Here is a 26,575-nt window from a genome sequence, read left to right on the forward strand (position 1 = left end):
GTGCCGGGGCGCCGTCCCCGTCCGTGGCTACCTCGGTCGCTCGTCGACGATCCGCCGCGCCTTGCCCACCGACCGCTCGATGCCGCCGGGGTCGACGACGTGCACGCGGGCGCTGGTGCCGATCCGGCTCTTGATGTGGTGCTGCACCTCGCGGGCGACGGCATCCCGGTCGAGGTCGCCGGCGTCGGGGGCGGCCTCGACGTTGACGGTCAGCTCGTCGAGCCGGCCGGGCCGGGTGAGCACGCACTGGAAGTACGGCGACAGCCCGGGGACGGACAGCACGATCTCCTCGACCTGCGTGGGGAAGACGTTGACCCCGCGCACGATCATCATGTCGTCGGTGCGCCCGGTGACCTTCTCCATCCGGCGGAACCCGGGCCGCGCGGTGCCCGGCAGCAGCCGGGTCAGGTCGCGGGTGCGGTAGCGCAGCACCGGCATCGCCTGCTTGGTCAGCGAGGTGAAGACCAGCTCGCCGACCTGCCCGTCCTCGACCGGCTCGTCGGTCAGAGGGTTGACCACCTCGGGGTAGAAGTGGTCCTCCCAGATGTGCAGGCCGTCCTTGGTCTCGACGCACTCCTGCGCCACGCCCGGGCCCATGACCTCCGAGAGGCCGAAGATGTCGACCGCGTGCATCCCGGCCCGCTGCTGGATCTCCTGGCGCATCGCCTCGGTCCACGGCTCGGCGCCGAACACCCCGATCTCCAGGGAGGACTCGCGCGGGTCGATGCCGACGCGCTCCATCTCGTCGAGGATGGACAGGAAGTAGGACGGGGTCACCATGATCACGCGTGGACGGAAGTCGGTGATGAGCTGGACCTGCTTCTCGGTCTGCCCGCCCGACATGGGGATCACGGTGCAGCCCAGGGCCTCCGCGCCGTAGTGGGCGCCGAGGCCGCCGGTGAACAGGCCGTAGCCGTAGGCCACGTGGACGGCGTCGCCCGGCCGGGCACCGGCGGCGCGCAGCGAGCGGGCCACGATGGCCGACCAGGTGCGGATGTCGCCGGCGGTGTAGCCCACGACGGTGGGCTTGCCGGTGGTGCCGCTGGAGGCGTGGATGCGCGAGACCTGGGCCCGCGGCACCGCGAACATGCCGAACGGGTAGTTGGCGCGCAGGTCGGCCTTGGTCGTGAACGGCAGGTGCCGCACGTCCTCCAGGGCGGTGACCTCCGAGGGGTGGAACCCCTTGTCGTCCAGCGCCTTCCGGTAGTGCGGCACGTTGTCGTAGGCGTGCTGCACGGTCCACTGCAGCCGGGTCAGCTGGATGGCGCGCAGCTCGTCGATGCTCCAGTGCTCGGCCTCGTCGAGCAGGTCCGGGCGGGCCGAGATGGGGGGAAGGCTCATGTGTGCTCCTGGCTGCGCAGCGACCGCGAGCGGCCGCGGAACTCCGCGATGGTCGACCCGTCCGACTCCCGGGTGACCGTGACGTCGGTGATGCCGCTGCGCCCGTATGCCGTGCGCTGGGTCGCGTCCGCGACCAGCACGTCGCCGCATCGTGCGGGGGCGACGAAGGTGATGTCGGCCCCGGCGGCGACGGTCAGCGCGCCGCGGGAGTTGCAGGCCAGGGCGAAGGCGGAGTCGGCGAGGGTGAAGATGAACCCGCCGTGGGCGATGTCGTGCCCGTTGACCATGGCGTCGGTGACGGCCATCCGCACCCGGGCCCGGTCCACGGCGATCTCCAGCGCCTCCATGCCCAGGGCGCGCGAGGCGTCGTCGTCCTCCCACATGCGCTGCACGTGGGTCAGGTCGGCGCTCACGCCCGGACCGCCGCGGCCAGGGCGGGGCTGAGCCGGTAGCGCCCGCCGCGGAAGGCGGCGTCGAGCTCGCGCAGCTGGTCCGCGACGACGTCCAGGCCGACCTCCCGGCCCCAGGCGACCGGTCCCTTCGGGTAGTTGGTGCCCAGCCGCATCGCGGTGTCGACGTCCTCGGCGGTGGCCTCGCCGCGGTCGACCAGGTCGAGCGCCTCGTTGACCAGCATCGCCACGGTCCGCGCCACCGGGTTGGTGACCACCGGGCCGGTCGCGAGCGCCTGGGCGAGCTGCGCGTCCGGTGCGGCGTCCAGCGGCTGCCCCGACGCGTCATACCGGAAGACGCCGCGACCGCTCTTGCGGCCCAGCCGTCCCTCGGCGACGAGCCGGCGCTGGTAGCCGGTGGGCTCGTAGCGAGGGTCGCGGCCGGTCTGCTCCCAGACGCTGGTGCCGACGGCGAGGTTGACGTCCTGGCCGATGAGGTCGGTCAGCTCCATCGGGCCCATGCGGAAGCCGCCGTGCTCGCGCAGGGCGAGGTCGATGGTGGCCGGGTCGGCGACGCCGGCCTCGACCATGCGCTGGGCCTCGCCGTAGAACGGGCGGGCCACCCGGTTGACGATGAAGCCCGGGGTGGAGGTGCACCGCACCGGCGTCTTGCCCCAGGTGCGGACGAGCTCGGTGGCGCGCGCGAGGCTGTCCTCGTCGGTGGCCTCGCCGTGGACCACCTCGACGAGGCGCATCAGCGGCGGCGGGTTGAAGAAGTGCAGGCCGAGCACCCGGCCGGGGTGGTCCAGGCCGGCGGCGATGGCGCTGACGTCGAGGCTGGAGGTGTTCGTGGCCAGCAGGGTGTCGGCCGGCTGGTGCGCGGCGAGCTCGGCGAACAGCGCCCGCTTGTCGGCCAGGTCCTCGCGGACCGCCTCGATGACCAGGGTGCAGGCGGGCAGGTCCGCGGGCCGGTCGACGACGTGCAGGTTGGCGGTCGCGGAGGCAGCATGGTCCTGCGTGGTCTTCCCCCGGTCGGCGAGGCGCTGCAGCGTGGCGGCGAGCCGGTCGCGGGCAGCTGCCGCAGCTCCGTCCACGGCGTCGACGATGTGCACCGGGTGCCCGGCCTGGGCGGCGACCTGGGCGATGCCCGAGCCCATCGCACCGGCCCCGACGACGGCAACGGGAGCATGCTGGACGGACGTCTGGCGCGCCGGCGAAGACATGTGACACATATTTGCAGGTTTGTCGTTGTTGTGTAAGACCGTGGTTAGGATTGGGCCGTGACGCACACCCCGCACCCGCTGTCCGAGAAGCACGCGCAGACGCTGGCGGAGGCCCGCGCCGCACTGGCCGCGCGCAGCTTCTACTCGCGCTACCCCGAGTCCCCCTCGCCGCGTGTGTACGGCGAGGACGCGGCCTCGCACGGCCGGTCCGCCTTCGAGGGGCTGCTGGGGGAGGGCTTCCCCGGCCTGGGCGACCAGCCGACCGACGGCTCGTTCGCCGGGAGCGAGGTCTCGCCCTACGGGCCACGGCTGCGGGTGCGCTACCCGCGCCTGGACGTCGACGCGGCGGTCGCGGCGGCCCAGGCGGCGATGCCGGCCTGGCGTGACGCCGGCCCGCTGACCCGCGCCGCGGTCTGCGTCGAGGTCGTCGACGCGATCAACAAGCGTTCGTTCGAGATCGCCAACGCCGTCATGCACACGACCGGTCAGCCGTTCGTCATGGCGTTCCAGGCCGCCGGGCCGCACGCGCAGGACCGTGCCCTGGAGTCGGTCGTCGCCGCGCTCGTGGAGCAGGAGCGCGTGCCGGAGTCGGTGGTCTGGGAGAAGCCCGCCAAGGACGCGCCGATCCGGATGCAGAAGGACTACCGCATCGTGCCGCGCGGCATCGCGCTGGTGATCGGCTGCAACACCTTCCCGACGTGGAACGGCTACCCGGGGATGTTCGCCTCGCTGGCCACGGGCAACCCCGTCATCGTCAAGCCGCACCCGCGTGCGGTTCTGCCCCTGGCTCTGAGCGTTGCCCTCGCCCGGTCGGTGCTGCGCGAGGCCGGCTTCGACCCTGCGCTGGTGCAGCTGGCCGCCGAGGACGACGGCGAGGGCCTGGCCCGCGAGCTCGCCGAGCGCCCCGAGGTCGCCATCATCGACTACACCGGCGGCCCCGGCTTCGGCGCCTGGCTGGAGCGTGAGGCGGCCGGCTCGGGCAAGCTCGTCTACACCGAGAAGGCGGGGGTCAACTCGATCGTCGTCGACTCGACCGACAACCTGCGCGGGGTGCTGGGCAACCTGGCGTTCTCGCTGACGCTCTACTCCGGGCAGATGTGCACCACGCCGCAGAACATCTACGTCCCGCGCGAGGGCATCGACACCGACGAGGGGCACCTGTCCTTCGCCGACTTCGGCGAGAGGCTCGGCGGGGCGATCGGCCGGCTCAACGGCGACGACGCCAAGGCCGTCGAGCTGCTCGGCGCCACCGTCAACGAGGACGTGCGGGCGCGGGCCGGTGCCCTGGAGGCGCTCGCCTCGCGGGTCGGCGGCTCGCTGGTGCTCGACTCGCGGGCGGTGAACCACCCCACCTACCCCGACGCGGTGGTGCGCACCCCCGGACTGGTGGCGGTCGACGTCGCCGACGACACGGCATACACCCAGGAGTGCTTCGGGCCGGTGACCTTCCTCATCGCGACCGACTCCACCGAGCAGTCGCTGGAGCGGATGCGCGACACGATCCGCGAGCACGGCGCGATGACGGCGGCTGTCTACTCCACGTCCGAGAAGGTGCTCGACCAGGCGCGTGACGCCGCGGCCGACGCGGGCGTGGCGCTGTCGGAGAACCTCACCGGGCAGGTGTTCGTCAACCAGACGGCGGCGTTCAGCGACTACCACGGCACGGGCGCCAACCCGGCGGCCAACGCGGCCTACGTGGATGCGGCCTTCGTCGCCAACCGCTTCCGCGTGGTCACCTCCCGCCGCCACGTCTGACCCCACCGCCCAGCCCCTCGCTCTCTTCCCGACCGAACACGCCTTAGCCCGCGTTTCGCGCCGTATCCGCCGCGCGAACGCGGGCTAAGCCGTGTCCTCTCGGCTGTCGGGGTGGCGCAACGAGCCGGTGAAGCGCGCCAGGTCGCCACGCGCGCGGGCCGCCCGGACCCTGCTGGCCACGCGTTCGGGGTCCTTTCGTATCTCGGCGAAGTCCCAGCGCACGACCTCCAGACCGAGGGAGCGCAGGGCATCCTCGCGTCGCTTTTCCGCGAGCACGCGATCGACGACGGTCGCCTGCGTCGCGGGCAGGCCGTCCGATCCGGGGAGTCCGTACTTGCCCCTGCCGTCAGCCTCGGCCACGGTCCCGTCCCCGATCCATATGCCGTCCACCCGCGCAACCCAGTCCCCCGAGGCGTCGAAGATGTCCACCTGAGGGGTCGGAAGGCCGATCCCCAAGGCGTTCAGCTCGCAGAAGGAGAACGACTCGAGCCAGGTCTCCCGCCGCGGGTCGACCAGTTCCAGCGCCTCTCGTGCGCGAGGCCGGCCACGCCATCTCCACTGCGACGCGATCACTGACTCGACCTCGGAGAGAGAGGTGGCCCCTGCCCTCACAGCGGCATCGGCCACGGCCACCGCCCTGGAGGGCCGCATGCTGCGGAGGCAGTCGGCCACGATCCGGGCGGGCGCCATGGTGGTCAGGGTGTCTACCTGCACCGCCTCGTTCACGACGGAGTCGCTGTGGTGCAAGATGACCCGGCCCTCACGGCGGGAGCGGGGCTCGACATGGAGGGCCGTCAGGTGGATCGGGCTGTCGCGGTGGATCAGCACAGGCCATTCCCAGGCGACGGCTGCAGTCTCGTGGCTGAGCGCATGGTCGGGGTGTGCCAGCAGCGCAGCCCGCGCCAGCGAGAGGTGACGGCGCCGCTCGGCTGCCCACGGTGCCTCGTCATCACACGGCCCGACGCCCTGCCGGAAGACTCCCCGCTGGATACGCATGATGGTTCCCCGGCGGACGAGGCGCTCGAGGACGGACTGGCTCAGTCCGACCCCGAACGCCTCCCGGCTGGTGAACGCGGACGGCAGGAGCGAGAGCGCGGCTGAGGCATCGAGCATGCCCCGAGGCTCGGTGCCCGTCGGCGCGTGGGCCACGTCCGATGGCGGCCCTGTGGATCGTGGGACCAGGCGCCGACCCCTTGTGGACATCGACCGAACACGCGTCAGCCCGCGTTTTCAGCCTCGGCCGGGGCCGAAACGCGGGCTGAGCGGTGTTCGGTCGGAAGAAGGCGTGGCGTCAGCGGTCGTCGTCGGGGAGGACGATGCCGAGCACGATGCTGACGATGCTGACGATGACCGCGCCGAGGATGGCGTCCCAGAAGAAGTGGTCGACGTGGAAGGCGAGGTTCAGCCCGCCGGCGACCCATGAGGTCAGCTGCAGCATCAGCGCGTTGACCACGATCGTGAACAGCCCCAGCGTCAGGACGATGAAGGGGAAGGAGAAGAACTTCGCCACCGGCTTGATCACGGCGTTGATGAGCCCGAAGACGATCGCGACGAGCAGGACCGAGAGCAGGCGCTTGCCGAGCGGCTCGTTCTCGTCGGCCAGGTGGATGCCGAAGACCAGGAACGCCGCGACCCAGAGCGCGACGCCGTTGACGAGGACCTTGATCGCGATCGACTTCATGGGGGTCATGGTGGCACGCGCGCCTGCGGTTGCCGATGATTCGCGGTAACGGGAGGATTGCGGCGAAAGCCACATAGCGGTCCCGCTCGGCGAGAACCCTGCAATGGCAATAGGGTTCCGCCATGACGGACGCCAAGGCCATAGTGCGGTTGCGCCATGCCCTCGACGCGGTTCCGGCCTACAAGCCGGGCAAGCCCGCGGCGGCGCGCGACGGTGTCACGACCTACAAGATCAGCAGCAACGAGAACCCCTACCCGCCGCTGCCCAGCGTCCTGGCGGTCGTCGAGAAGGCGGCCGCCCAGATGAACCGCTACCCCGACATGGCGGTCACCGACCTGACCCAGGCGCTGGCCAACCACCTCGGCGTCCCGGTCGAGCGCATCGCCACCGGCACCGGCAGCGTCGGCGTCCTTGGCCAGATCATCCAGGCGACCTGCGACCCCGGCGACGAGGTCATCTACGCCTGGCGCTCCTTCGAGGCCTACCCGATCGTCGTCGCCCTCGCCGGCGCCACCTCGGTCCAGGTCCCGCTCGACGAGCACGCCCGCCACGACCTCGACGCGATGGCGGCGGCGGTCACCGACCGCACGCGCGTGATCCTCGTCTGCACCCCGAACAACCCCACCGGCCCGGTCGTCCACCAGGCCGAGCTCGACGCGTTCCTCGACAAGGTCCCCGAGCACGTCCTCGTCGTCATCGACGAGGCCTACCTCGAGTTCGTCCGCGACGGCCAGGCCCCGGACGCCATCGCGACCTACGAGGAGCGCCACAACGTCGCCGTGCTGCGCACCTTCAGCAAGGCCTACGGCCTTGCCGGCCTCCGGGTCGGGTATGCCGTGGCGCACGAGCCGGTGGCCCAGGCCTTGCGCAAGACCGCAGTTCCGTTCGGCGTCAGCACCATCGCGCAGCAGGCGGCCATCGCCAGCCTCGCGGCCTGGGACGAGCTGGCGGAGCGGGTCGACGCGCTGGTCGCCGAACGGGAACGGGTCGTCGCAGCGCTGCGGCACCAGGGCTGGCCGGTCCCCGACACCGAGGCGAACTTCGTCTGGCTCCCCCTGGGGGCGGACACCGAGGCGTTCGCCAAGGCCGCCGACGGCGCCGGCCTGGTGGTGCGCCCGTTCCCCGGCGAGGGTGCCCGGTGCACCATCGCCGAGACCGAGGCGAACGACCGACTGCTGGAGGTCGCCCGCTCGTTCCTGGCCGCCCGGACCTTCTAGGCGGCCGCCCACACCACACCGGAGCACTGCCCGCGTCCCGCCGTGTCACTAGCACTGCGGTCGTGGTCCGCCAACACCCATACGACTGAGGAGTGACTAGTCATGTCGGGGGATATCACCCGCACCCACTCGACTCACAAGGGTCGTCATCGCCAGAGTGCAAGCGTGACGAGCAAGCGAGCCGCCAACCGCCTCACGCGCTCCGGCGCCCTCGGGACCTCGGTCTGGGCGCCAACGGTCGGCTTCGCGACGCTGGGCATGGCCACCGTCGCGGCGATGACGATGGTCTCGCTGGACCACGGCGCTGAGCAGACCCCTCATGCAGAGGCGGCGGGCGCCAAGCCCACCCCGGCCCCTCAGGTCATCGGCACTCCTGCGGACACGCCCGCGGCCAAGGAGGCGCAGCAGGCCAAGCCGGCCAAGCTGCACACCAGGAACGTCAGCCTGGAGACGAAGGTGGCCGACGCCTCCTCGACGCTCCAGGCGCGCACCGCCAGTGTCCGCGTCACGACGGCCAAGGTGACCAAGGTGGTCACGAAGCCGGTGCCCAAGGTCAACCCCGCGCCGGCCCCGGCGCCCAAAGGAGGCACGACGTCCCCGAAGTCGGGCGGCGACGGCTCCGGGGGCAGCACCGGCGGCGCCTCCGGCGCCCCGGCGCCAGCGCCCGCACCCCAGCCCGTCGTCGGCGTGAACCTGCCCACGGGCACCGGTACCTCGGTCGACGTCGGTGGCCTGATCCACCTCGGCCTCTGAGGCCGCAGGGAGATCGACCCCCTCACGTCAAGGGCCGGTCCGGCCCGGCCCTGGCCACGGTCAGGGCGAGGTCCGGACCGGCCCCTTCCGTGTCCGCAGTTTGGAAGACCACGTCCCCATGCCGGTAGCGTGTGCACCGCTAGGCCTGTGAGCGCCGCCACATGCGTGCGTGACCGTCCCCCGCCGTGGACAGCAAGCCCCGGGCGGAGACCCCGCCCACGTCCGCGGCCCAGAGCCGAGCCGGTCAGCCAACCGCTGCACCGGATCGCGAAGAAGGAGAGCCTGTGAGCGACATCGACGTCGCCTCGAGTGCCGGTGCCGAGGGCACCGAGCACATCGACGAAGCCGCCGTGGCGGCGCTGACCGCCCCCGTTCCCGAGACGATCGGTGACGGCGGACCCGAGCTGGTCCAGCTGCTCACCCCCGAAGGTGAGCGGGTCGACCACCCCGACTACTCGGCATACGTCGCCGACCTCGACGCGGACGACCTGCGCGGCTTCTACCGCGACCTGGTCCTCGTGCGCCGCGTCGACGCCGAGGCGACCGCGCTGCAACGCCAGGGCGAGCTGGGCATCTGGGCCAGCCTGCTCGGCCAGGAGGCCGCCCAGGTCGGCTCCGGCCGCGCGCTGCGTCCGCAGGACTATGCGTTCCCGACCTACCGCGAGCACGGCGTCGCGTGGTGCCGCGGGGTCAACCCGCTGAACCTGCTGGGCCTCTTCCGTGGCGTCAACCACGGCGGCTGGGACCCGGACGAGAAGAACTTCCACCTCTACACGATCGTCATCGGCGCGCAGACGCTGCACGCGACCGGCTACGCGATGGGCATCCAGCGCGACGGTGCCGTCGGCACCGGCGACGCCGACCGTGACGCGGCCGTCGTGGCCTACTTCGGCGACGGGGCGACCAGCCAGGGCGACGTCAACGAGGCGTTCGTCTACGCCGCGGTCAACAACGCGCCGGTGGTCTTCTTCTGCCAGAACAACCAGTGGGCCATCTCCGAGCCCAACGACCGCCAGACGCGTATCCCGCTCTACCAGCGGGCGCGCGGCTTCGGCTTCCCGGGCGTGCGGGTGGACGGCAACGACGTCCTCGCCGTCTACGCGGTCACCAAGGCCGCCATGGACGCGGCCCGCAGCGGCCAGGGCCCGATGCTCATCGAGGCGTTCACCTACCGCATGGGCGCCCACACCACCTCGGACGACCCGACGAAGTACCGCGTCTCCGCCGAGGTCGAGGTCTGGAAGCACCGCGACCCGATCGCCCGCCTCAAGGCCTACCTGACCGCCCACGCGATGGCCGACACCGAGTTCTTCGACGCCGTCGACCGTGAGGCCGACGAGCTCGCGGCGACCGTCCGCGAGGGCTGCCTGAGCATGCCCGACCCCGAGCCGCTGTCGATGTTCGACCACATCTACGTCGAGAAGCACCCGGTCGTCGAGGCCGAGCGCGCCGAGTTCGCGGCCTACCACGCCAGCTTCGAGGGAGGCCACTGAGCATGAGCACCCTGACCATCGCCAAGGGCATCAACAACGGCCTGCGCCGCTCCATGGAGCGCGATGACAAGGTCATCCTCATGGGTGAGGACATCGGCAAGCTCGGCGGCGTCTTCCGCGTCACCGACGGCCTGCAGAAGGACTTCGGCGAGGACCGTGTCATCGACACCCCGCTGGCCGAGTCCGGCATCATCGGCACCGCGGTCGGCCTGGCCCTGCGCGGCTACCGCCCGGTCTGCGAGATGCAGTTCGACGGCTTCGTCTACCCCGCCTTCGACCAGATCGTCAGCCAGGTCGCCAAGATGCGGGCCCGCTCGCTCGGTGCGGTCAAGCTGCCGATCGTCATCCGCATCCCGGTCGGCGGCGGCATCGGCGCCGTGGAGCACCACAGCGAGTCCAACGAGGCCTACTTCGCGCACACCGCCGGCCTGCGGGTCGTCGCCTGCGCCAACCCCGAGGACGCCTACTGGATGATCCAGCAGGCCATCGAGACCGACGACCCGGTCGTCTTCTACGAGCCCAAGCGCCGCTACTGGGACAAGGGCGAAGTTGACGAGGACGGCGCGCCCAGGCTCGGCCTGTATGACGCGCGCGTGGCTCGCGAGGGCGAGCACGTCACCCTCGCGACCTACGGCCCGATGGTCCGCGTCGCGCTGGAGGCGGCCCAGGCCGCCGCCGAGGAGGGCAAGAGCATCGAGGTCGTCGACCTGCGCTCGCTGTCCCCGCTCGACATGGACACCCTCGCGGCGTCGGTGGAGAAGACCGGTCGCCTGGTCGTCACCCACGAGGCCTCGACGTTCCTGGGCATGGGTGCCGAGGTGGCCGCGGAGATCACGCAGCGCTGCTTCTACCACCTGGAGGCGCCGGTCCTGCGGGTCGGCGGCTACAACCTGCCCTACCCGCCGAGCAAGCTCGAGGAAGATTTCCTTCCCGACCTGGACCGCGTGCTCGACGGCGTCGACCGCGCGCTCGCCTACTGAAGCGGAGGACCCGTCCACCATGTCGAGCATCAAGCGCTTCAACCTCCCCGACCCCGGTGAGGGCCTGACCGAGGCCGAGATCGTCACCTGGAAGGTCAAGGCGGGCGACACGGTCAAGGTCAACGACATCATCGTCGAGATCGAGACCGCCAAGTCGCTGGTCGAGCTGCCGGTGCCGTTCGCGGGCACCGTCAGCGAGCTGCTCGTGAGCGAGGGCGAGACGGTCGAGGTCGGCACGCCGATCATCGCCGTCGAGACCGGCCAGGGCGGCGCGGCGCCGGTGCAGGACGCGCCGGCCGCCGGCGCGGTCGAGCCGGGCATCGAGGGCAGCCCCGCCCCGAAGCTGGCCGCTGCCGCCGCTGCGGCGGAGGAGCAGATCGAGGAGGGCAAGATCGGTGGCACCACCTCGACCGGTCGCACCGCCGTCCTCGTCGGCTACGGCGTCAAGCAGACCGAGGCCAAGCGGCGGCCGCGCAAGGCCGGCACCACCCCGGCGCCGGCCGCGGCGCCGACCATGACCGCCCAGGCGGCTCCGGCGACCCCGGCTCCGGCCGCTCCGGCGCGCAGCCTCGGTGAGGCCCGCGCGCTGACCAAGCCGCCGGTGCGCAAGCTGGCCAAGGACCTCGGCATCGACCTGACCCAGGTCACCCCGAGCGGCGAGGGCGGCATCATCACCCGCGCCGACGTCGAGGCCCACGTGGCGGGCGGGTCCACCGCGGTGGAGGCTGCCCCGGCAGCCGCCGCCCCGGCATACCAGGCCCCGGTGTTCGCCCGCTCGGGCGAGCGCGAGACCCGCGTGCCGATCAAGGGTGTGCGCAAGATGACCGCCCAGGCCGTCTCGGCCTCGGCGTTCACCGCGCCGCACGTCACCGAGTTCATCACCGTCGACGTGACGCGGACGATGAAGCTGGTGGACCGGCTGCGTGAGGACCGCGAGTTCCGGGACGTCAAGGTCAGTCCGCTGCTCATCGTGGCCAAGGCGCTGCTGCTCGCGGCGCGCCGCAACCCCGAGATCAACGCGCGATGGGACGAGGCGGCCGGCGAGATCGCCATCGCCAACTACGTCAACCTCGGCATCGCCGCGGCCACCCCCCGGGGGCTGATCGTGCCGAACATCAAGGACGCCGACCAGATGTCGCTGCGGCAGCTCGCCGACGCGATGGCGGCGCTGGTGTCGACGGCCCGCGAGGGCCGCACGCCTCCGGCCGACATGGCCGGAGGCACGATCACGATCACCAACGTGGGCGTGTTCGGGGTCGACAACGGCACGCCGATCCTCAACCAGGGTGAGGCCGCGATCCTGTGCTTCGGCGCGGTGCGCGAGATGCCGTGGGTCGTCAAGGGCAAGGTCAAGCCGCGCTGGGTCACCCAGCTCGCGCTGTCGTTCGACCACCGCCTGGTCGACGGCGACCTCGGCTCGCGCTTCCTGGCCGACGTCGCCGCGGTCCTGGAGGACCCGAGCAAGGGCCTCGTCTGGGGCTGAGCACCCTTTCGCAGCAACGCGAAGCGGGCGGTGGGACCTGGTCCCACCGCCCGCTTCGTCGTGTCAGGGCCGGTATGGCGCGCCCGTCACCTCCCGGGCGCGCCCCCGCTCAGTGCGCGATCGGCGGCACCGCGGCGGCGGCCTCGGCGTCCGCGGCGTCGCTCTTGCCCCGCTCCGAGTAGGACGAGCCGCTGCGCAGCTCGACGTGCGGGAGGAACCACAGCACGATGAACGCCACGACCATCACGGCAGAGCCGACCAGGAACACCCGGTCCATGGCCTCGGAGAAGCCCACCAGGAACGGCTTGGCCAGGCGCGGGTCGATCTGCTGGATGAACGAGGAGTCGCTCAGCGGGTTGGCGCCCGCGCCGGTGCCGCCGCCGGCCTGCTGGCTCTTCAGCGCGGCGATGACGTTGGCGTTGGCCGCCGGGTTGCCGGTCGGGTTGCGCAGGGCAGCCTGGAAGTCCGGCGTCGGGAAGTAGACCCGGAACGCCTCGGCCAGCTTGAGCGGCACCGAGGAGAACAGGATCGACAGGAACACCGCGGTGCCGATGGTGCCGCCGATCTGGCGGGTGAACGTGGCCGAGGAGGTGGCCACGCCGATCTCCCGCGGCGAGACGGCGTTCTGCACGGCGAGGGTCAGCGGCTGCATGTTGAAGCCCAGGCCCAGGCCGAAGACGACCATCAGCACCATGACCTGCCACAGCGGGGTGTCGAAGGCGACGTAGTGGAACATGAACAGGCCGATGACCAGCAGCGCCGAGCCGATGATCGGGAAGTGCCGGTAGCGACCCGTGCGGGAGATGGCCTGGCCGGAGATGACCGACCCGGCCATGATGCCCAAGGTCATCGGGACCAGCATGAGGCCGGCCTGGGTCGGGGTCGCGCCCTTGACGATCTGCAGGTAGAGCGGCAGCGAGACCAGGCCACCGAACATGCCCATGCCGAGGACGACCGAGGCGATCGAGGAGACGCCGACGGTCCGGATGCGGAACAGGTAGATCGGCAGCAGCGCCTCGTGGCCCATGGCCCGCTCGATGAGGAAGAAGGCGATCAGGCCGAGGCCGCCGATGGCGAAGCAGGTGATCGAGCTGCTCGAGCTCCAGCCCCAGTCGCGGCCCTGCTCGGCCACGATGAGCAGCGGGACCAGGCCCACCGTGAGGGTGACGGCACCCCACCAGTCGATGCGGTGGTCGAGGCGGGTGTGACGCAGGTGCAGCGTCCGGGCGACGACGAACAGCGCGGCGATGCCGATCGGGACGTTCACGAGGAAGACCCAGCGCCAGCCGGTGATGCCCAGGATGGTGTCGGCACCGGCGAAGAAGCCGCCGATGACCGGGCCGAGCACGCTGGAGGTGCCGAAGACGGCCAGGAAGTAGCCCTGGTACTTCGCGCGCTCCCGCGGCGGGACGATGTCACCGATGATCGCCAGGGCCAGCGAGAACAGGCCACCGGCGCCGAGGCCCTGCACGGCGCGGAACGCGGCCAGCATCGGCATCGAGGTGGCGAAGGCGCACAGCACCGACCCGAGGATGAAGATCGTGATGGCCGTGACGAAGAACTTCTTGCGGCCGTAGATGTCGGAGAGCTTGCCGTACAACGGCGTGACGATCGTCGAGGTGATCAGGTAGGCCGTGGTCACCCAGGCCTGCCCGGCGAGGTCGTTGAGGTCGTCGGCGATGACGCGCATCGCCGAGGCGACGATCGTCTGGTCAAGGGCGGCGAGGAACATGCCCATGAGCAGGCCGACGAGGATGGTCATGATCTGCTTGTGCGTCAGCGTTCCGTCGGTGGCGGTCGCTGGCGCAGGAGTGGCGGACGCCATTACTGCTCCTTGCTGGCTGTGGTGTGGACGCCACTCATGGCGTCGGCGAAGTGCTTGATCATCTGGTCGCGTGAGGACTCCAGCGCCCCCGCGAACCGGTCGAGCTGCGCGGTGAACTGCTCGGCCTCGGTCTCGCTCCAGTCCTGCAGCATGCTGCGGAACCACTCCCCCCGTTGGGTGCGGAGCCGCTCGATGAGGGCTGTGCCGGCCGGGGTCAGCGACAGCATCGCCGCCCGCCGGTCGTCCGGGTCGGGAAGCTTCTCGACCAGGTCGTGCTGGGCCAGCATCGAGGCCTGCCGGCTGACCGTGGACACGTCCGAGTGCACGCACTCGGCCAGCGTGGAGACCCGCTTCGGGCCGCTCTCGAGCGTGAACAGCACCGGGTAGGCGGTGGCGTCCACGGCCGGGTGCAGCCGCGGGGCGTGCTGGCGCATGGCCTGGAAGAGCTTCATGACCCGGACGAGGTCCGCGCCGAGCTGGTTGGCGGCCTCATGGCTGATCGCCATCGGACCCCCCTTTGTCTGGCGAAACTAACTTGCTTGCGGCATACAAGTATCACATAACAGTTGCATGGTGCAAACAACTAAAAAGACGTAGGCGCGTCTCACCCCGGGGCGGCGGGGCCGGGACCTCAGTGGGTGACGACGAGGGCCTCGAGCACGCGGCGGGCCATCGCCTCGTCCCCGACCACGGTGTATGCCGTGTCCGCCACGGCGCGCCGCCCGGCGGCGCGGCGGGTGAAGGCGTCGGTCGACATGCTGATGCTGACCGTGGGGCCCTCGAGGTGGGGCACGGTCTCGTCGACGTGCTCGCCGGTGAACATCGCGTGTCCGTGCGGCCGGCCGTCGTCACCGGTGTCCACCCGCACCCCGGCCCGCGCGACGACCGGGCCGGTGACGTCGAGGATCACCGTGCTGCCGGGCTCGAGGCCGGCCCGGCGCGCCACCAGCTTGGGCAGCTGGATCAGGGCGGCGTTGACGAACACCGCCGCCGCGGGGGAGTCCAGGTTGCCCGGGCGCTTGAGCGCGGTGCGGATGTCCTGCTCGTGCGCCCAGACGTCGAAGGCCCGCATGAGGGCGACGGTGGCCGCGCGCTCGGGACCGAACGGCCCGGGGATGATGCTGGAGTCGGTCAGCCCGGGGCTGCGCAGCGTCGCGAGGCGCTGGGGCAGGACGTGCTCGAGCTCGGAGAGCACGTCGTGGCCGCTGCGACCGCGGCGCACCTCGACCGCGGACTCGACCTTCTGGCCGAGCTCGTTGCGGACGTGCTCGTACGGCGGCACGTCGACCTTGGGGTCGCGGTGTCCCTCCAGCCAGGCCTCGACGCCGGCCACGTGGGAGATCTGGTCCTTGATCGTCCAGCCCGGGCACTCGGTCTCGCGGGCGAAGTCCTCCTCGCTGCACGAGCGGCCGAGGTCGACCACGGCCTGGGCCGTCTGGGCGAACGCCTCGACGAGGCCGTGCAGGTCGGAGGGTGCTGCCGGGTGCATGGGCATGCCGTCACCCTACTTAGGCTGGACCCCATGGCCACCCCGAAGTCCGACCCGCAGACGCCCGCCCGGGCACCGCTGGCGCTCGTCGTCGTCGCGGCGCTCGCGGTCGCCGTCCCCGCGGCGGTCCTCGGTGGCGCCGTGGCCGCGCCCGTGCCCGGGCTGCCCGACCCGGGCGCCCTGGTGCGCTGGGGTGTCGTCCTCGTGCGGGTCGTCCACGACCTGGCGGCCGCCCTGACGGTGGGCCTGCTCGTGCTGGCCGCGTTCATCGTGCCGGAGTCGCACAGCACCTCCCGGCGGCTGACCGCGACCCGCTGGGCGGCCGTGTCCGCGACCGTCTGGGCGGTCGCCGGGCTGGTCGGACTCGTCTTCTCCTTCGCCGACCTGGCCGGTGTGCGGGTCAGCGACCCCGGCTTCGGGGAGGAGCTGCAGACCTTCGTCTTCAGCATCGACGTGCTGCGCGCCGCCGCGATCAGCATCGGCCTCGTGCTGGTCGTGGCCACCGGCGCGGCGCTGGCCCGGACCCGTGCGGCGATGGTGGCGCTGGCCCTGCTCAGCCTGCTCGCCGTGCTGCCGCTGGCCCTGGCCGGGCACGCGGCCGGGTCCACCGACCACGACACGGCGGTCAACTCCCTGGGGGCGCACCTGGTCGGCGCGGTGCTGTGGGTGGGAGGCCTGCTCGGCCTGGTCGTGCTGCGCCCGCTGCTCGGCAGGGCGCTGCCGGTCAGCGTGCGGCGCTACTCCACCCTGGCGGGCTGGTGCTTCGCCACCGTGGCCGTCTCGGGCGCGCTCAACGCGTGGCTGCGGGTCGGCTCGCTCAGCGGGCTGGCCTCCACCTACGGCGCGCTCGTCATCGGCAAGACCGTGGCGCTGGTGCTGCTCGGCCTGGCCGGCTGGCAGCAGCGGCGCCGCGTCGTCGGCCGGCTCGGCGCCGACCCGGCCGCCAGCGGCCTCTTCGCCCGTCTCGCCCTCGGTGAGCTGGTGGTCATGGGTGCGGCCTTCGGCCTGGCCACCGCCCTCTCCCGCAGCGCCCCGCCGGTGCCGCAGGCCGCGGAGGGCAACGTCTCGCCCGCCCTGTCCCTCACCGGCTACCCGGCACCGCCGATGCCCGTGGCCCCGGACGCATGGCTCACCGTCTGGCGGGTCGAGTGGCTGTGGCTGTCGCTCGCTCTCGTGGCCGTCGGCCTCTACCTCGCGGGCGTGGTCCGGCTGCGGCGCCGCGGTGACCGCTGGCCCCTCGGCCGCACGGTCCTGTGGGTGTCCGGGTGGCTCGTGTTCCTCTACTGCACGCAGGGCGCCCCGATGGTCTACGGGATGGTGCTCTTCTCGGCGCACATGACCTACCACATGGTCGTCTCCATGGCGGTCCCGATCCTGCTGGTGCTGGGCGCCCCGGTGACCCTGGCGCTGCGCGCCCTGCCGGCCCGCCCCGACAAGACCCTCGGGCCCCGCGAGCTGCTGCTGGGACTGGTCCACTCGCGATACCTGGGCGTGCTGGGCAACCCGGTGGTCGCGGCAGCCATCTTCTTCGGCAGCCTCGTCCTCTTCTACTTCACGCCGCTGTTCGAGCTGTCCCTGCGGACGCACACCGGGCACGTGCTCATGACCGTGCACTTCCTGCTGGCCGGCTACCTGTTCGCGTGGGTGCTCGTCGGGGTGGACCCCGGCCCGCGGCGGTGGCCGCCGTCCATGCGGCTGCTGGTCCTGTTCGCGACGATCTCGTTCCACGCGTTCTTCGGGGTCGCGCTGACCACGGGATCCACGCTGCTCGCGCCCGACTTCTTCCACCAGCTGCACCTGCTCGGTGGGGAGCAGCTGCTGGCCGACCAGCGCAACGGCGGCGCCATCGCCTGGGCCGTCGGCGAGCTGCCGACGCTCATCCTCGCCCTGCTCGTCGCGGCCGCCTGGGTGCGCTCGGACACCGCCGAGGCCACGCGGCGCGACCGGCAGGCCGACCGCGACGACGACGCCGAGCTGAAGGCGTACAACGCCCGGCTGGCCGCCGCCAGTGCCGCGCACTCCCGCTCCGCCCGTCCGGGCACCACCGCGCCCGCACCGGAGCCAGCCGCCGAACCCGACCCCGCAGCCCCGACCCAGGGAGACTGACATGCGCATTGCCGTGATCCAGCTGGCCTACGGCGACGAGGAGAGCGTCGAGCAACGCACCGAGAGGGTCGCCGCCCTGGTGCGCACGCAGGCCGGACACGACCTGGTCGTCCTGCCGGAGCTGTGGTCGGCGGGCGGGTTCGACTACCCGGCGTGGGAGCAGCGGGCCCAGGCCGTCGACGGCCCGGTGGCGCAGGCCATGGCGACCGCGGCCCGCGACGCCGGCGTCATGCTCCACGCCGGCTCGATCGTGGAACGCCCGGCCGACGGCCAGCGCGGGCCCGAGGGCAAGGACCTGTGGAACACCTCGCTGGTGTTCGACCGTGACGGTGACCTCGTCGCGGCATACCGCAAGATCCACCGGTTCGGCTTCGGCGCCGGGGAGCCCAAGCTGATGGAGGCCGGCGACCGGCTGGCCCTGGTCGACGTGCCCGACAGCGCCGGCGGCCCGGCGGCCCGCGCGGCCCTGTCCACCTGCTACGACCTGCGCTTCCCCGAGCTCTACCGCGCCCAGGTCGACGCCGGCGCGACGATGTTCGTCATCCCCGCCGCCTGGCCGATGGCCCGGGTGCGCCACTGGACCCTGCTGGCCCACGCCCGGGCGATCGAGGACCAGTGCGTCGTCGTCGCGTGCAACACCGCCGGCACCCACGCCGGGCACGAGATGGGCGGCCACAGCCAGGTGGTCCTTCCCACAGGCGATGTGCTGGCCGTGGCGGGAAGCGGGGAGCAGGTGCTCAGCGTTGAGGTCGACATGACTGTCGTCGACGACTACCGCGAGAGCTTCCCGGTCCTGCGTGACCGCCGACTGCCGTTCCAGCGCGCATGAGCGACACCGCCACCAAGCGCCTGCGCGTGCGCGCCCCCGAGCTCGCCGGCCGCGGCTGGCTGAACACCGGCGGCGCCGACCTGTCCCTGGCCGACCTGCGCGGCCGGGTCGTGGTCCTCGACTTCTGGACGTTCTGCTGCGTCAACTGCCTGCACGTCCTGGACGAGCTGCGGCCGCTGGAGGAGAAGTACGCCGACTCCCTCGTGCTCGTCGGGGTCCACTCGCCCAAGTTCGAGCACGAGGCCGACCCGGACGCCCTGGCCGCCGCCGTCGAGCGGTATGCCGTGCACCACCCGGTCCTCGACGACCCCGAGCTGGTGACGTGGAAGGCCTACACCGCCCGGGCGTGGCCGACCCTGGTGGTCATCGACCCCGAGGGCTACGTCGTCGCGTCGATGTCCGGTGAGGGCCACGCCCACGGGCTGTCCGTGCTCATCGAGGAGCTCATCGAGGAGCACGCCGCCAAGGGCACCCTGCGCCGCGGCGACGCGCCCTACGTGCCGCCGCCGGCGCCCGAGACTGCGCTGCGGTTCCCGGGCAAGGCGGTCACCCTGCCCGACGGGTCGTTCCTGGTCTCCGACACCGCCCACCACCAGCTGGTCCACCTCGAGGACGACCTGGTCACGGAGCGGGCGCGGATCGGGTCACGAGCGGTGTTCCAGGAGCCGCAGGGCCTGGCCCTGCTGCCCGCCGAGGTCGCCGCGCGGGTGGGCTACGACGTGGTGGTCGCCGACAGCGTCAACCACCAGGTCAAGGGGGTGCGGCTCACCGACGGCGCGGTCACCACCCTCGCCGGCACCGGCCGCCAGCTGCGCGAGCGCTCCGGCAGCGGCCCGGCGCTGAAGCAGGACCTGTCGACCCCCTGGGACGTGGCGTGGTTCGCCGACCGGGTCGTCGTCGCCATGGCCGGCGTGCACCAGCTGTGGGCGCTGCACCTGGCCACCGATCCTGCCGAGAACACCGTCGCCGTGCTGGCCGGCACCTCCGCCGAGGGCATCCGGGACGGCGTGGCCGACGAGGCGTGGTTCGCCCAGTCCTCGGGCCTGGCCACCTCCTCCGACGGCGGCCGGGTGTGGGTCGCCGACTCCGAGACCTCGGCGCTGCGCTCGATCTCGTTGACGGACAACGGTTTCGAGGTCGAGACCCACGTCGGGCAGGGCCTGTTCGACTTCGGCCACCGCGACGGCGCCGCCGACCAGGCGCTGCTGCAGCACCCGCTCGGCGTGACCGTGCTGCCCGACGGCTCGGTGGCCATCAGCGACACCTACAACGGCGCGATCCGCCGGTTCGACCCGGCTGCGCGCGAGGTCAGCACGCTGGCCACCGGGCTGCGCGAGCCGAGCGACGCGGTCGTCGAGGTCGACGCTGACCAGGCCCGGCTCGTGGTGGTCGAGTCGGCCGCCCACCAGCTGGTCCGGGTGCCGATCCCGGCGGAGGCGCAGGTCGTCGACGGCCTGGCCCGCCAGACCCAGCGGCCGCCCACCGAGCTGTCTGCCGGCGACGTCGAGCTGGTCATCGGCTTCACCCCGCCGACCGGGCAGAAGCTCGACTACCGCTGGGGCGACCCGACCCAGCTCATGGTGTCGAGCTCGCCGGAGGCCTTCCTGCGCGAGGGCGCCGGCACCGCGACCGGGCTGACCCGCACGCTGCACCTCGACCCTGCCGTCGGCAGCGGCATCCTGCACATCTCGGTGCGGGCGGCCGCGTGCGACGGCGACCCGGTCACCGGCGAGGTGCCCGAGCACGCGGCGTGCCACCTCTACCAGCAGGACTGGGGCATCCCGGTCGTCCTCGCCGAGGGCGCCGACACCCAGCTGCGGCTGGACCTGCGCGGCGTCTGACCCGCACCCATCGCGACCGGCGCCCGCGTGTCGCTCGACGCGCGGGCGCCGGCAGGGCGACAAATGGCTTGCCCCGCAACGGCATCCGCGGCAGCGTTCCTGCCTGTGCTGACCGTCGAGGACCTGTGGCCACCGTTCGCCCTGTCGATCACCTGCGGCCCTCTCAGCCTCCGGGCCATGCGCGATGACGACCTGCCGGAGCTCGTGGCCGCGGCTGCTGACGGGATCCACGGCGACGACCTGCGGCCGTTCCCTCGGGCCTGGGCCGGGCGGCCCACCACCGAGCTGGGTCGGGACCTTGCGAGCCGTTACTGGCGGCACCGGGCGAACTTCTCGTCCGATGAGTGGGGGCTTCCGCTCGTCGCGCGGTTCGAGGGCAGGATCGTGGGGGTCCAGGGCGCGGAGGCTGTGCGCTATCCGGTCCTCCGGACGCCGGACACCTTCTCCTGGCTGACCCGGTCGGTCCAGGGTCGAGGTCTGGGCACGCTGATGCGCCAGGCGATCTGCGTGTTCCTCTTCGACGAGCTCGACGCCCATGCCGTCACCAGTGGCGCCTACGCCGACAACCCCGCTTCGGCTGCCGTGAGCCGCAAGGTCGGCTACGTCGCCAATGGCACCAGGCTGGAGCTGCGCGACGACGCCGCGGCCGAGCACCACAAGTTCATCCTGATGCGTGACCGTCTCGTCCGCCCGGAGCGGCCGGTCGTGGTCGAAGGTGGTGCTGCCCTCCGGCGGTTCGTCGGGGTCCCGCGTCCTGACGAGGGCTGACGGGGGCCCAGGGGCCCTGGCCGCACCCGCTCGACGAGCGGCCCGGACGCCGTGCGGCGAGACTGGGTGCAGGAGGTGCCCCGTGATCACCGTGTCCCGTCACTGCAACGCCAGCCCCGAAGCGGTGTGGGCGGTGGTGGCCGACGGCTGGTCCTACGCCGCGTGGGTCGTCGGGGCCTCCCGCATCCGTGCCGTCGACGGCGGCTGGCCGGCGAGGGGCTCCCGGATCCACCACTCGGTCGGGTCCTGGCCGCTGGTGCTCAGCGACGAGACGGAGGTGACCCGCGTCGAGCCGGGGCGCCTGGTGCGGCTGCAGGCCAAGACCCGGCCGTTCGGGGAGGCGTTCGTCGAGCTGGAGGTCGAGCCAGACGGTGACGGCAGCCGGCTGACGATGCGCGAGGACGCCACCCACGGCCCGGCCCGGCTGCTGCCGCACCCGTTGCGCCAGCTCGCCCTGGCCCCGCGCAACGCCGAGACGCTGCACCGCCTCGCCCTCATCGCCGAGGGGCACGAGCGCGGCTGAGGTCTAGGGCGTGCCCTGTATGCCGTGCAGCGCGGCCAGCGCGAGCCGTCGCCGGGGCGCCCCCCACCACCGGTTGTCGGCCAGGGCGCACCGGGCGGCCAGGTAGCCGCAGGCCCCGTGCACGCCACCTCCGGGGTGGGTCGCGGCGCTGCCGAGGTAGAGCCCCTCGATGGCGGTGCGGGGGCCACCCAGGCCGGTGACCGGCCGGAACACCAGCTGCTGCGACAGCTGCTGCGTGCCACCGCCGACGGCGCCCTGGCCGAGGTTGGCGTCCTGCGCGTGCAGCTCGCCGGGCCGTTGCACCCAGCGGTCGAGCACCAGGTCGTGCCACCCGGGGGCGTAGCGGTCCATCAGCGCCTCGGTCCGCCCGGCCACCACGTCGGCACTGGCGTCGTCGTGGACCCCGCGCGGCAGGTGGGTGTAGATCCACAGGGCCTCGGTGCCCTCGGGTGAGCGCGTCGGGTCGATCGTCGACATCTGGCCGACCAGCGCGAAGGGCTGCTCCGGGACGCGCCCACCGCCGAGGTCGGCGGACCACCGGACCAGGCCGGGCAGGCCGGCCCCGACGTGCACCACGCCGGCGCCGCGGGCCGCCGAGGCCGTCCACGGCACCGGGGCGGAGAGGCGGTAGTTCAGCTTCACCGTGGGCAGGTCCCACTGGAAGCGGCGGCGCAGGTCCTCGCGCACGCGGCGCGGCACCACCGACTCCGGCAGGAGCTGCTCGTAGAGCGCCGGGGCGCTCGTGTCGGCGACGACGGCCCGACGGGCGCGCACCCACCGGCCGCTCGCGGTGGTCACCGCCCCCGCCCGGCCGCCGCGCACGTCGATGCCGGTGACCGTCTCGCCGAGCTCGATCCGGGCCCCGCAGCGACGGGCCCGTTCGGCCAGGGCCTCGGCGAGACGGCCGGAACCGCCCACGGGAGAAGGGAACCCGACGTCCTGCGCGAGCATGCTCATGAGCCAGCCGAAGACACCGCTGCCGGCGGAGTCCGGCGGGATGTCCGCGTGCATGGCGTTGCCGGCGAGCAGCTCCCGCCCGCGTTGGCCGGCGAACAGCTCCTCGCCCATCCGGGCCACCGGCAGCGTCAGGAAGCGGACGAAACGCGGCAGCTCCCGTCCGAGTGCGCCGGCCAGCCTGGCGCCCGGCCCCACCGGCGGCCACCGGGTGAGCAGGGCCTCGAGGAACGGTCCCTTGACCCGGTCGTAGTCCCGCACCAGCTGCAGCCAGGCGTCGCCGTCGGCGCGGTGCTCGCGCGCCAGCCAGGCCGCGGTCCGTGCCGGGTCCTGGTGCAGCAGCGCGCCCTCGGTGTCCTCCGGCGCCCCGACGTGGGCCAGCACCCGCTCCGAACGGGCCCACTGCAGCCCGACCTCGTCGAGCGCGAGTGCCTGCAGCACCGGGGACGCGGCGGCCAGGGGGTGGCACGCGCTGAACTCGTCCATGACCCAGCCGTCACGCACCACCGACGCGACCGCACCGCCGACCCGGTCCCGGGACTCGAGCACCAGCACGTCCCAACCGGCGTCGGCGAGGACGGCGGCCGTCACCAGGCCATGGTGGCCGGCGCCGATGACGACGGCGTCGACGCTCTCGCTGCTGCTGGTGGCGGGCACCCGTCCATCCTGTCCCACCCGGACCTCCCGTGCCCCCGCTCGGCGCACATCCCCCATCGCGGGCCGCTCCCGGCGTAGGGTCCGAGCACCGACACGCGCCCGGGCAACCCGCTCCGGGCCCGGGTGAAGGAGGACTGCATGGGCATCGGTCTCGGGATCTTCCTGCTGGTCGTGGGAGCCATCGTCACGTTCGCGATCCCGCAGGACTTCATGTCCGGGGTGAACCTCGACCTGATCGGCTGGATCCTCATGGGGGCGGGCGCCCTCGCCGTCATCCTCGCGCTGGTGATGAACCAGCAGCGGGCCAACACCTCGCACACCGCCGTGGTCGAGCACCGCGAGACGGGCATCCCGCCCGAGGAGCGCTGACCGCACCACCTCGCGTACGCCGTGGGGCCGGCTCCCAGCGCTGGGAGCCGGCCCCACGGCATACCTTGTCCGTCCCTCCGGGCGGTAGTGTCCCGCCCCGGGCGCCGAGCCCGGGGACGGAAAGGAAGTCCGCAGTGCCGCACGAGCCCACGTTGGCCCACCTCGACCCCACGCAGCTGCTGCTGCACGAGGAGGTCGAGCCTGCCCGCATCGAGCAGCTCGTGGCGGTGCTCGCCGCCGAACGCCGTCAGCGCGAGCCGGTCCTGGTGACCCCGACCCCGCACGGCATGTTCCTGCTCGACGGCGCCCACCGCACCACGGCCCTGCGCCGGCTGGGCGTGCCGCGCATCGCGGCCCTCGTGGTGCCCGCGGCCGAGGCGCTCGCGCTGACCGGCTGGACGCACGCGGTCGCCGAGCAGGGTGCGCAGGCGCGCCTGGCCGAGCTGGCCGACCGGTCCGCCGCCAGGCCCGGCCCCGTGGTCGCCTCGATCCGGACGACCGGGCGCGAGGCCGGCGTCCACGCCGACGACGACTCACCGGCCGCGCTCATGGCCGCCTTCCGCCTGGTCGCGGCGTGCTACCAGGCCGGGCCGTACGCCCGGCTGACCGAGCCGCTGCCGCCCGAGCCCGACCGGACCGAGGTCGTCTGGCAGGTGCCCGACCTGGCCACCATCGTCACGATCGCGGCGACGGTGGGCGTGCTGCCCGCCGGGGTGACCCGGTTCCGGGCGGCCACCCCGCCCCTCACCGTGGACGTCGGCTTCGAGGAGCTCGGCGCCCCCGCGTCGTTGTCGAGCTGACGGGGACGCGACGAAGGGCCGGCACCCCTGTGCGCCGGCCCCTCGTCGGTCCTGGTCCCCCGGCACCACCCCTGCGGTATGCCGGGAGGTCGCCTCCCTTAGAACGCCTCCTCGGCGACGTCCATCAGGGAGTTGTCCGTGGCCTCGGCGATCTGGCGCTCGGCCGCGATCTTCGGCAGGACGGTCCGCGCGAAGAAGGACGCCGCGGCGACCTTGCCCTCGTAGAAGCGGCGGTCCTTCTCCGACGGGCCGGCAGCCAGCGCCGCCTTGGCGATCTCGGCCTGGCGCAGCAGCAGCCAGCCGACGACGAGGTCACCGGCGGCCAGCAGCAGGCGGCTGGTGTTCTGGCCGACCTTGTACAGGTTGGTGATCTCGCCACCGTCCTGGCGCGGGTCGGACTTCATCAGCTCGCCGACCATGAAGCCGAGGATGCCCTGCACGTCCTCCAGGGCCTTGCCGAGCAGCTCGCGCTCGGTGTCCAGCGCGCCCTCGGTGGCGCCGAGGTTCTTGGCGAACTCCTGGATCTGCATGGCCACGTGGCCGAGCGCCTGGCCCTTGTCGCGGATGATCTTGCGGAAGAAGAAGTCCAGGCCCTGGATCGCGGTCGTGCCCTCGTAGAGGGTGTCGATCTTGGCGTCGCGGATGTACTGCTCGATCGGGTAGTCCTGCAGGAAGCCCGAGCCGCCCAGGGTCTGCAGCGACTCCTGGCCGAGCAGCACCCACGCCCGCTCGGAGCCGACGCCCTTGACGATCGGCAGGAGCAGGTCGTTGACCCGGTTGGCCATGGCCGCCGGGGAATCCTTCTCCAGCTCCTCGAGACCGGTCTCGAGCTGGGCCTGGTCGACGACGTCCTGCTGGGTGGCGGTGTAGAGGACCAGCGCACGCAACCCCTCGGCATACGCCTTCTGGAGCATCAGCGAGCGGCGGACGTCCGGGTGGTGCGTGATGGTCACGCGCGGGGCCGACTTGTCGGTCATCTGGGTCAGGTCGGCGCCCTGGACGCGCTGCTTGGCGTAGTCGAGGGCGTTGAGGTAGGCCGTCGACAGCGTGGAGATGGCCTTGGTGCCGACCAGCATCCGGGCGTGCTCGATGACGCGGAACATCTGGGCGATGCCGTCGTGCACGTCGCCGAACAGGGTGCCGACCGCCGGCTCCTTGTCGCCGAAGGTGACCTCGCAGGTCGTGGAGACCTTCAGGCCCATCTTGTGCTCGACGTTGGTGACGTTGGCGCCGTTGCGCTCGCCGAGCTCACCCGTCTCGAGGTCGACGTGGAACTTGGGGACGATGAACAGGGACAGGCCCTTGGTGCCCGGGCCGGCGCCCTCGGGGCGGGCGAGCACGAAGTGGACCACGTTGTCGGTCATGTCCGACTCGGCAGACGTGATGAACCGCTTCACGCCGGTGATGTTCCAGGTGCCGTCCTCGTTCTGGACGGCCTTGGTGCGGCCGGCGCCGACGTCGGAGCCGGCGTCCGGCTCGGTCAGCACCATCGTGCAGTGCCAGCCCTTCTCGGCGATCCAGCGGGCGAGCTTCTTCTGCTCGTCGTTTCCGAGGACGTAGAGCAGCTTGGCGAAGGAGTAGCTGGCGGCGAACATCGCGATCGCCGGGTTGGCGCCGAGGACCATCTCGTTCATGGCCCACTTCAGCGACGGCGGGGCGACGGTGCCGTCGAGCTCGCCGGGGACGTCGACGCTCCAGAAGCCGGAGTCGACGTAGGCCTGGTAGCTCTTCTTGAACCCCTCGGGCATGGCCACCGAGTAGGTCTTGGGGTCGTAGACCGGTGGGTTGCGGTCGGCGTCGGCGAACGAGGTGGCGAGCTCGTTCTCGGAGAGGCGGGCCACCTCCTTGAGCATCTCGCGCGCGGTGTCGGCGTCGACCTCGGAGTAGGGCCCGTGGCCCAGCACGTCCTGCCGGCCGAACACCTCGAAGAGGTTGAACTCCAGGTCGCGAAGGTTGCTCTTGTAGTGGCCCATCGGGCGGTCCTCCGGTGCTCGCATCAGTGGCCAGAGATGGCCAGATCGGGGAACCCGTCTGTTACTGGCGGGTAACTTCCATGATGCTACCCGCCGGTAACAGGCGCAAGCCCTGCCCCCACCGGC

General features: G+C 72.3%; 23 protein-coding genes. 13 read left to right on the forward strand and 10 right to left on the reverse strand.

Features of this window, described 5'->3' with window-relative positions:
* Window positions 1–27: 27 nt before the first annotated feature.
* Genes paaK through FB474_RS17595 form a run of 3 tightly spaced genes read right to left on the reverse strand, consistent with a single transcriptional unit; the run spans window position 28 to window position 2,953 of the window.
* Window positions 28–1,341 carry a phenylacetate--CoA ligase PaaK gene (gene paaK, locus FB474_RS17585; protein WP_141790167.1) on the reverse strand — a complete coding sequence of 438 codons (1,314 nt, stop codon included), beginning with the start codon at window positions 1,339–1,341 and terminating at the stop codon, window positions 28–30.
* Window positions 1,338–1,754: a hydroxyphenylacetyl-CoA thioesterase PaaI gene (paaI, locus tag FB474_RS17590; RefSeq protein WP_246092592.1), complete on the reverse strand. Its 417-nt coding sequence runs from the start codon at window positions 1,752–1,754 to the stop codon at window positions 1,338–1,340. The genes paaK and paaI overlap by 4 nt, the downstream gene beginning before the upstream one ends.
* On the reverse strand, window positions 1,751–2,953 hold the full coding sequence (locus tag FB474_RS17595; protein WP_246092593.1) for a 3-hydroxyacyl-CoA dehydrogenase NAD-binding domain-containing protein: 1,203 nt from the start codon (window positions 2,951–2,953) through the stop codon (window positions 1,751–1,753). Before FB474_RS17595 ends, paaI begins: the two co-directional genes overlap by 4 nt.
* Before the next feature lie 57 nt (window positions 2,954–3,010).
* On the opposite strand from FB474_RS17595, the gene paaN reads away from it, so the two are divergent.
* Entirely contained in the window at window positions 3,011–4,708 is a 1,698-nt protein-coding gene (gene paaN / locus FB474_RS17600; RefSeq protein WP_141790169.1) for a phenylacetic acid degradation protein PaaN, read from the forward strand.
* An 84-nt stretch (window positions 4,709–4,792) separates the two neighbouring features.
* Here the strand turns inward: paaN and FB474_RS17605 are convergent, their stop codons facing one another.
* Entirely contained in the window at window positions 4,793–5,821 is a 1,029-nt protein-coding gene (locus FB474_RS17605; RefSeq protein WP_141790170.1) for a type IV toxin-antitoxin system AbiEi family antitoxin domain-containing protein, read from the reverse strand.
* A 178-nt stretch (window positions 5,822–5,999) separates the two neighbouring features.
* On the reverse strand, window positions 6,000–6,389 hold the full coding sequence (locus FB474_RS17610; RefSeq protein ID WP_141790171.1) for a phage holin family protein: 390 nt from the start codon (window positions 6,387–6,389) through the stop codon (window positions 6,000–6,002).
* Between the two features lie 122 nt (window positions 6,390–6,511).
* On the opposite strand from FB474_RS17610, the gene hisC reads away from it, so the two are divergent.
* The 5 genes from hisC (at window position 6,512) to FB474_RS17635 (ending at window position 12,315) form a co-directional block, all read left to right on the forward strand.
* Window positions 6,512–7,606 (forward strand): histidinol-phosphate transaminase, encoded by a 1,095-nt coding sequence (hisC, locus tag FB474_RS17615; RefSeq protein WP_141790172.1) that lies wholly within the window; start codon window positions 6,512–6,514, stop codon window positions 7,604–7,606.
* A gap of 165 nt (window positions 7,607–7,771) precedes the next feature.
* The gene (locus FB474_RS17620; RefSeq protein WP_141790173.1) at window positions 7,772–8,359 is read left to right on the forward strand and encodes a hypothetical protein; all 588 of its coding nucleotides are present in this window, start codon (window positions 7,772–7,774) and stop codon (window positions 8,357–8,359) included.
* 284 nt (window positions 8,360–8,643) lie between these two features.
* Window positions 8,644–9,852, forward strand: coding sequence for a pyruvate dehydrogenase (acetyl-transferring) E1 component subunit alpha (pdhA, locus tag FB474_RS17625; RefSeq protein WP_425465320.1), 1,209 nt, complete (start codon window positions 8,644–8,646; stop codon window positions 9,850–9,852).
* Window positions 9,853–9,854: 2 nt separating this feature from the next.
* A complete protein-coding gene (locus tag FB474_RS17630) occupies window positions 9,855–10,832 on the forward strand; it encodes an alpha-ketoacid dehydrogenase subunit beta (protein ID WP_141790174.1) in 978 nt (325 codons plus the stop codon).
* 19 nt (window positions 10,833–10,851) lie between these two features.
* Window positions 10,852–12,315, forward strand: coding sequence for a dihydrolipoamide acetyltransferase family protein (locus FB474_RS17635; RefSeq protein WP_141790175.1), 1,464 nt, complete (start codon window positions 10,852–10,854; stop codon window positions 12,313–12,315).
* A 109-nt stretch (window positions 12,316–12,424) separates the two neighbouring features.
* Here FB474_RS17635 and FB474_RS17640 read toward each other — a convergent pair whose 3' ends face one another.
* The 3 genes from FB474_RS17640 to FB474_RS17650 form a co-directional block, all read right to left on the reverse strand.
* A complete protein-coding gene (locus FB474_RS17640; protein WP_141790176.1) occupies window positions 12,425–14,140 on the reverse strand; it encodes an MDR family MFS transporter in 1,716 nt (571 codons plus the stop codon).
* Window positions 14,140–14,646 (reverse strand): MarR family winged helix-turn-helix transcriptional regulator, encoded by a 507-nt coding sequence (locus FB474_RS17645; RefSeq protein WP_141790177.1) that lies wholly within the window; start codon window positions 14,644–14,646, stop codon window positions 14,140–14,142. Before FB474_RS17645 ends, FB474_RS17640 begins: the two co-directional genes overlap by 1 nt.
* 125 nt (window positions 14,647–14,771) lie before the next feature.
* Window positions 14,772–15,635 (reverse strand): maleylpyruvate isomerase family mycothiol-dependent enzyme, encoded by an 864-nt coding sequence (locus tag FB474_RS17650; protein ID WP_246092594.1) that lies wholly within the window; start codon window positions 15,633–15,635, stop codon window positions 14,772–14,774.
* Between the two features lie 27 nt (window positions 15,636–15,662).
* Between FB474_RS17650 and FB474_RS17655 the strand changes: the two genes are divergently transcribed.
* The 5 genes from FB474_RS17655 (at window position 15,663) to FB474_RS17675 (ending at window position 21,696) form a co-directional block, all read left to right on the forward strand.
* On the forward strand, window positions 15,663–17,735 hold the full coding sequence (locus FB474_RS17655) for a bifunctional copper resistance protein CopD/cytochrome c oxidase assembly protein (protein ID WP_141790178.1): 2,073 nt from the start codon (window positions 15,663–15,665) through the stop codon (window positions 17,733–17,735).
* A 1-nt stretch (window position 17,736) separates the two neighbouring features.
* Window positions 17,737–18,564: a carbon-nitrogen family hydrolase gene (locus FB474_RS17660; RefSeq protein WP_141790179.1), complete on the forward strand. Its 828-nt coding sequence runs from the start codon at window positions 17,737–17,739 to the stop codon at window positions 18,562–18,564.
* Window positions 18,561–20,405: an NHL domain-containing thioredoxin family protein gene (locus tag FB474_RS17665; RefSeq protein WP_141790180.1), complete on the forward strand. Its 1,845-nt coding sequence runs from the start codon at window positions 18,561–18,563 to the stop codon at window positions 20,403–20,405. The genes FB474_RS17660 and FB474_RS17665 overlap by 4 nt, the downstream gene beginning before the upstream one ends.
* 63 nt (window positions 20,406–20,468) lie before the next feature.
* On the forward strand, window positions 20,469–21,173 hold the full coding sequence (locus FB474_RS17670) for a GNAT family N-acetyltransferase (protein ID WP_141790181.1): 705 nt from the start codon (window positions 20,469–20,471) through the stop codon (window positions 21,171–21,173).
* Window positions 21,174–21,255: 82 nt separating this feature from the next.
* Complete coding sequence (locus tag FB474_RS17675; protein ID WP_221632665.1) at window positions 21,256–21,696, forward strand: SRPBCC family protein; 441 nt, start codon at window positions 21,256–21,258, stop codon at window positions 21,694–21,696.
* 3 nt (window positions 21,697–21,699) lie between these two features.
* On the opposite strand, the gene FB474_RS17680 is transcribed toward FB474_RS17675, so the two are convergent.
* Window positions 21,700–23,307, reverse strand: coding sequence for a phytoene desaturase family protein (locus FB474_RS17680; protein WP_246092595.1), 1,608 nt, complete (start codon window positions 23,305–23,307; stop codon window positions 21,700–21,702).
* Between the two features lie 138 nt (window positions 23,308–23,445).
* Here FB474_RS17680 and FB474_RS17685 point away from each other — a divergent pair, with 138 nt between their 5' ends.
* Together FB474_RS17685 and FB474_RS20855 are read left to right on the forward strand one after the other, a co-directional pair.
* Window positions 23,446–23,676 carry a DUF6458 family protein gene (locus FB474_RS17685; RefSeq protein ID WP_141790183.1) on the forward strand — a complete coding sequence of 77 codons (231 nt, stop codon included), beginning with the start codon at window positions 23,446–23,448 and terminating at the stop codon, window positions 23,674–23,676.
* A gap of 134 nt (window positions 23,677–23,810) precedes the next feature.
* Window positions 23,811–24,476: a ParB N-terminal domain-containing protein gene (locus FB474_RS20855; RefSeq protein ID WP_185746248.1), complete on the forward strand. Its 666-nt coding sequence runs from the start codon at window positions 23,811–23,813 to the stop codon at window positions 24,474–24,476.
* A 98-nt stretch (window positions 24,477–24,574) separates the two neighbouring features.
* On the opposite strand, the gene FB474_RS17695 is transcribed toward FB474_RS20855, so the two are convergent.
* Complete coding sequence (locus FB474_RS17695; RefSeq protein WP_141790184.1) at window positions 24,575–26,449, reverse strand: acyl-CoA dehydrogenase; 1,875 nt, start codon at window positions 26,447–26,449, stop codon at window positions 24,575–24,577.
* Between the last annotated feature and the right edge of the window lie 126 nt (window positions 26,450–26,575).

It is taken from the genome of Oryzihumus leptocrescens (assembly GCF_006716205.1).
GTDB lineage: Bacteria > Actinomycetota > Actinomycetes > Actinomycetales > Dermatophilaceae > Oryzihumus > Oryzihumus leptocrescens.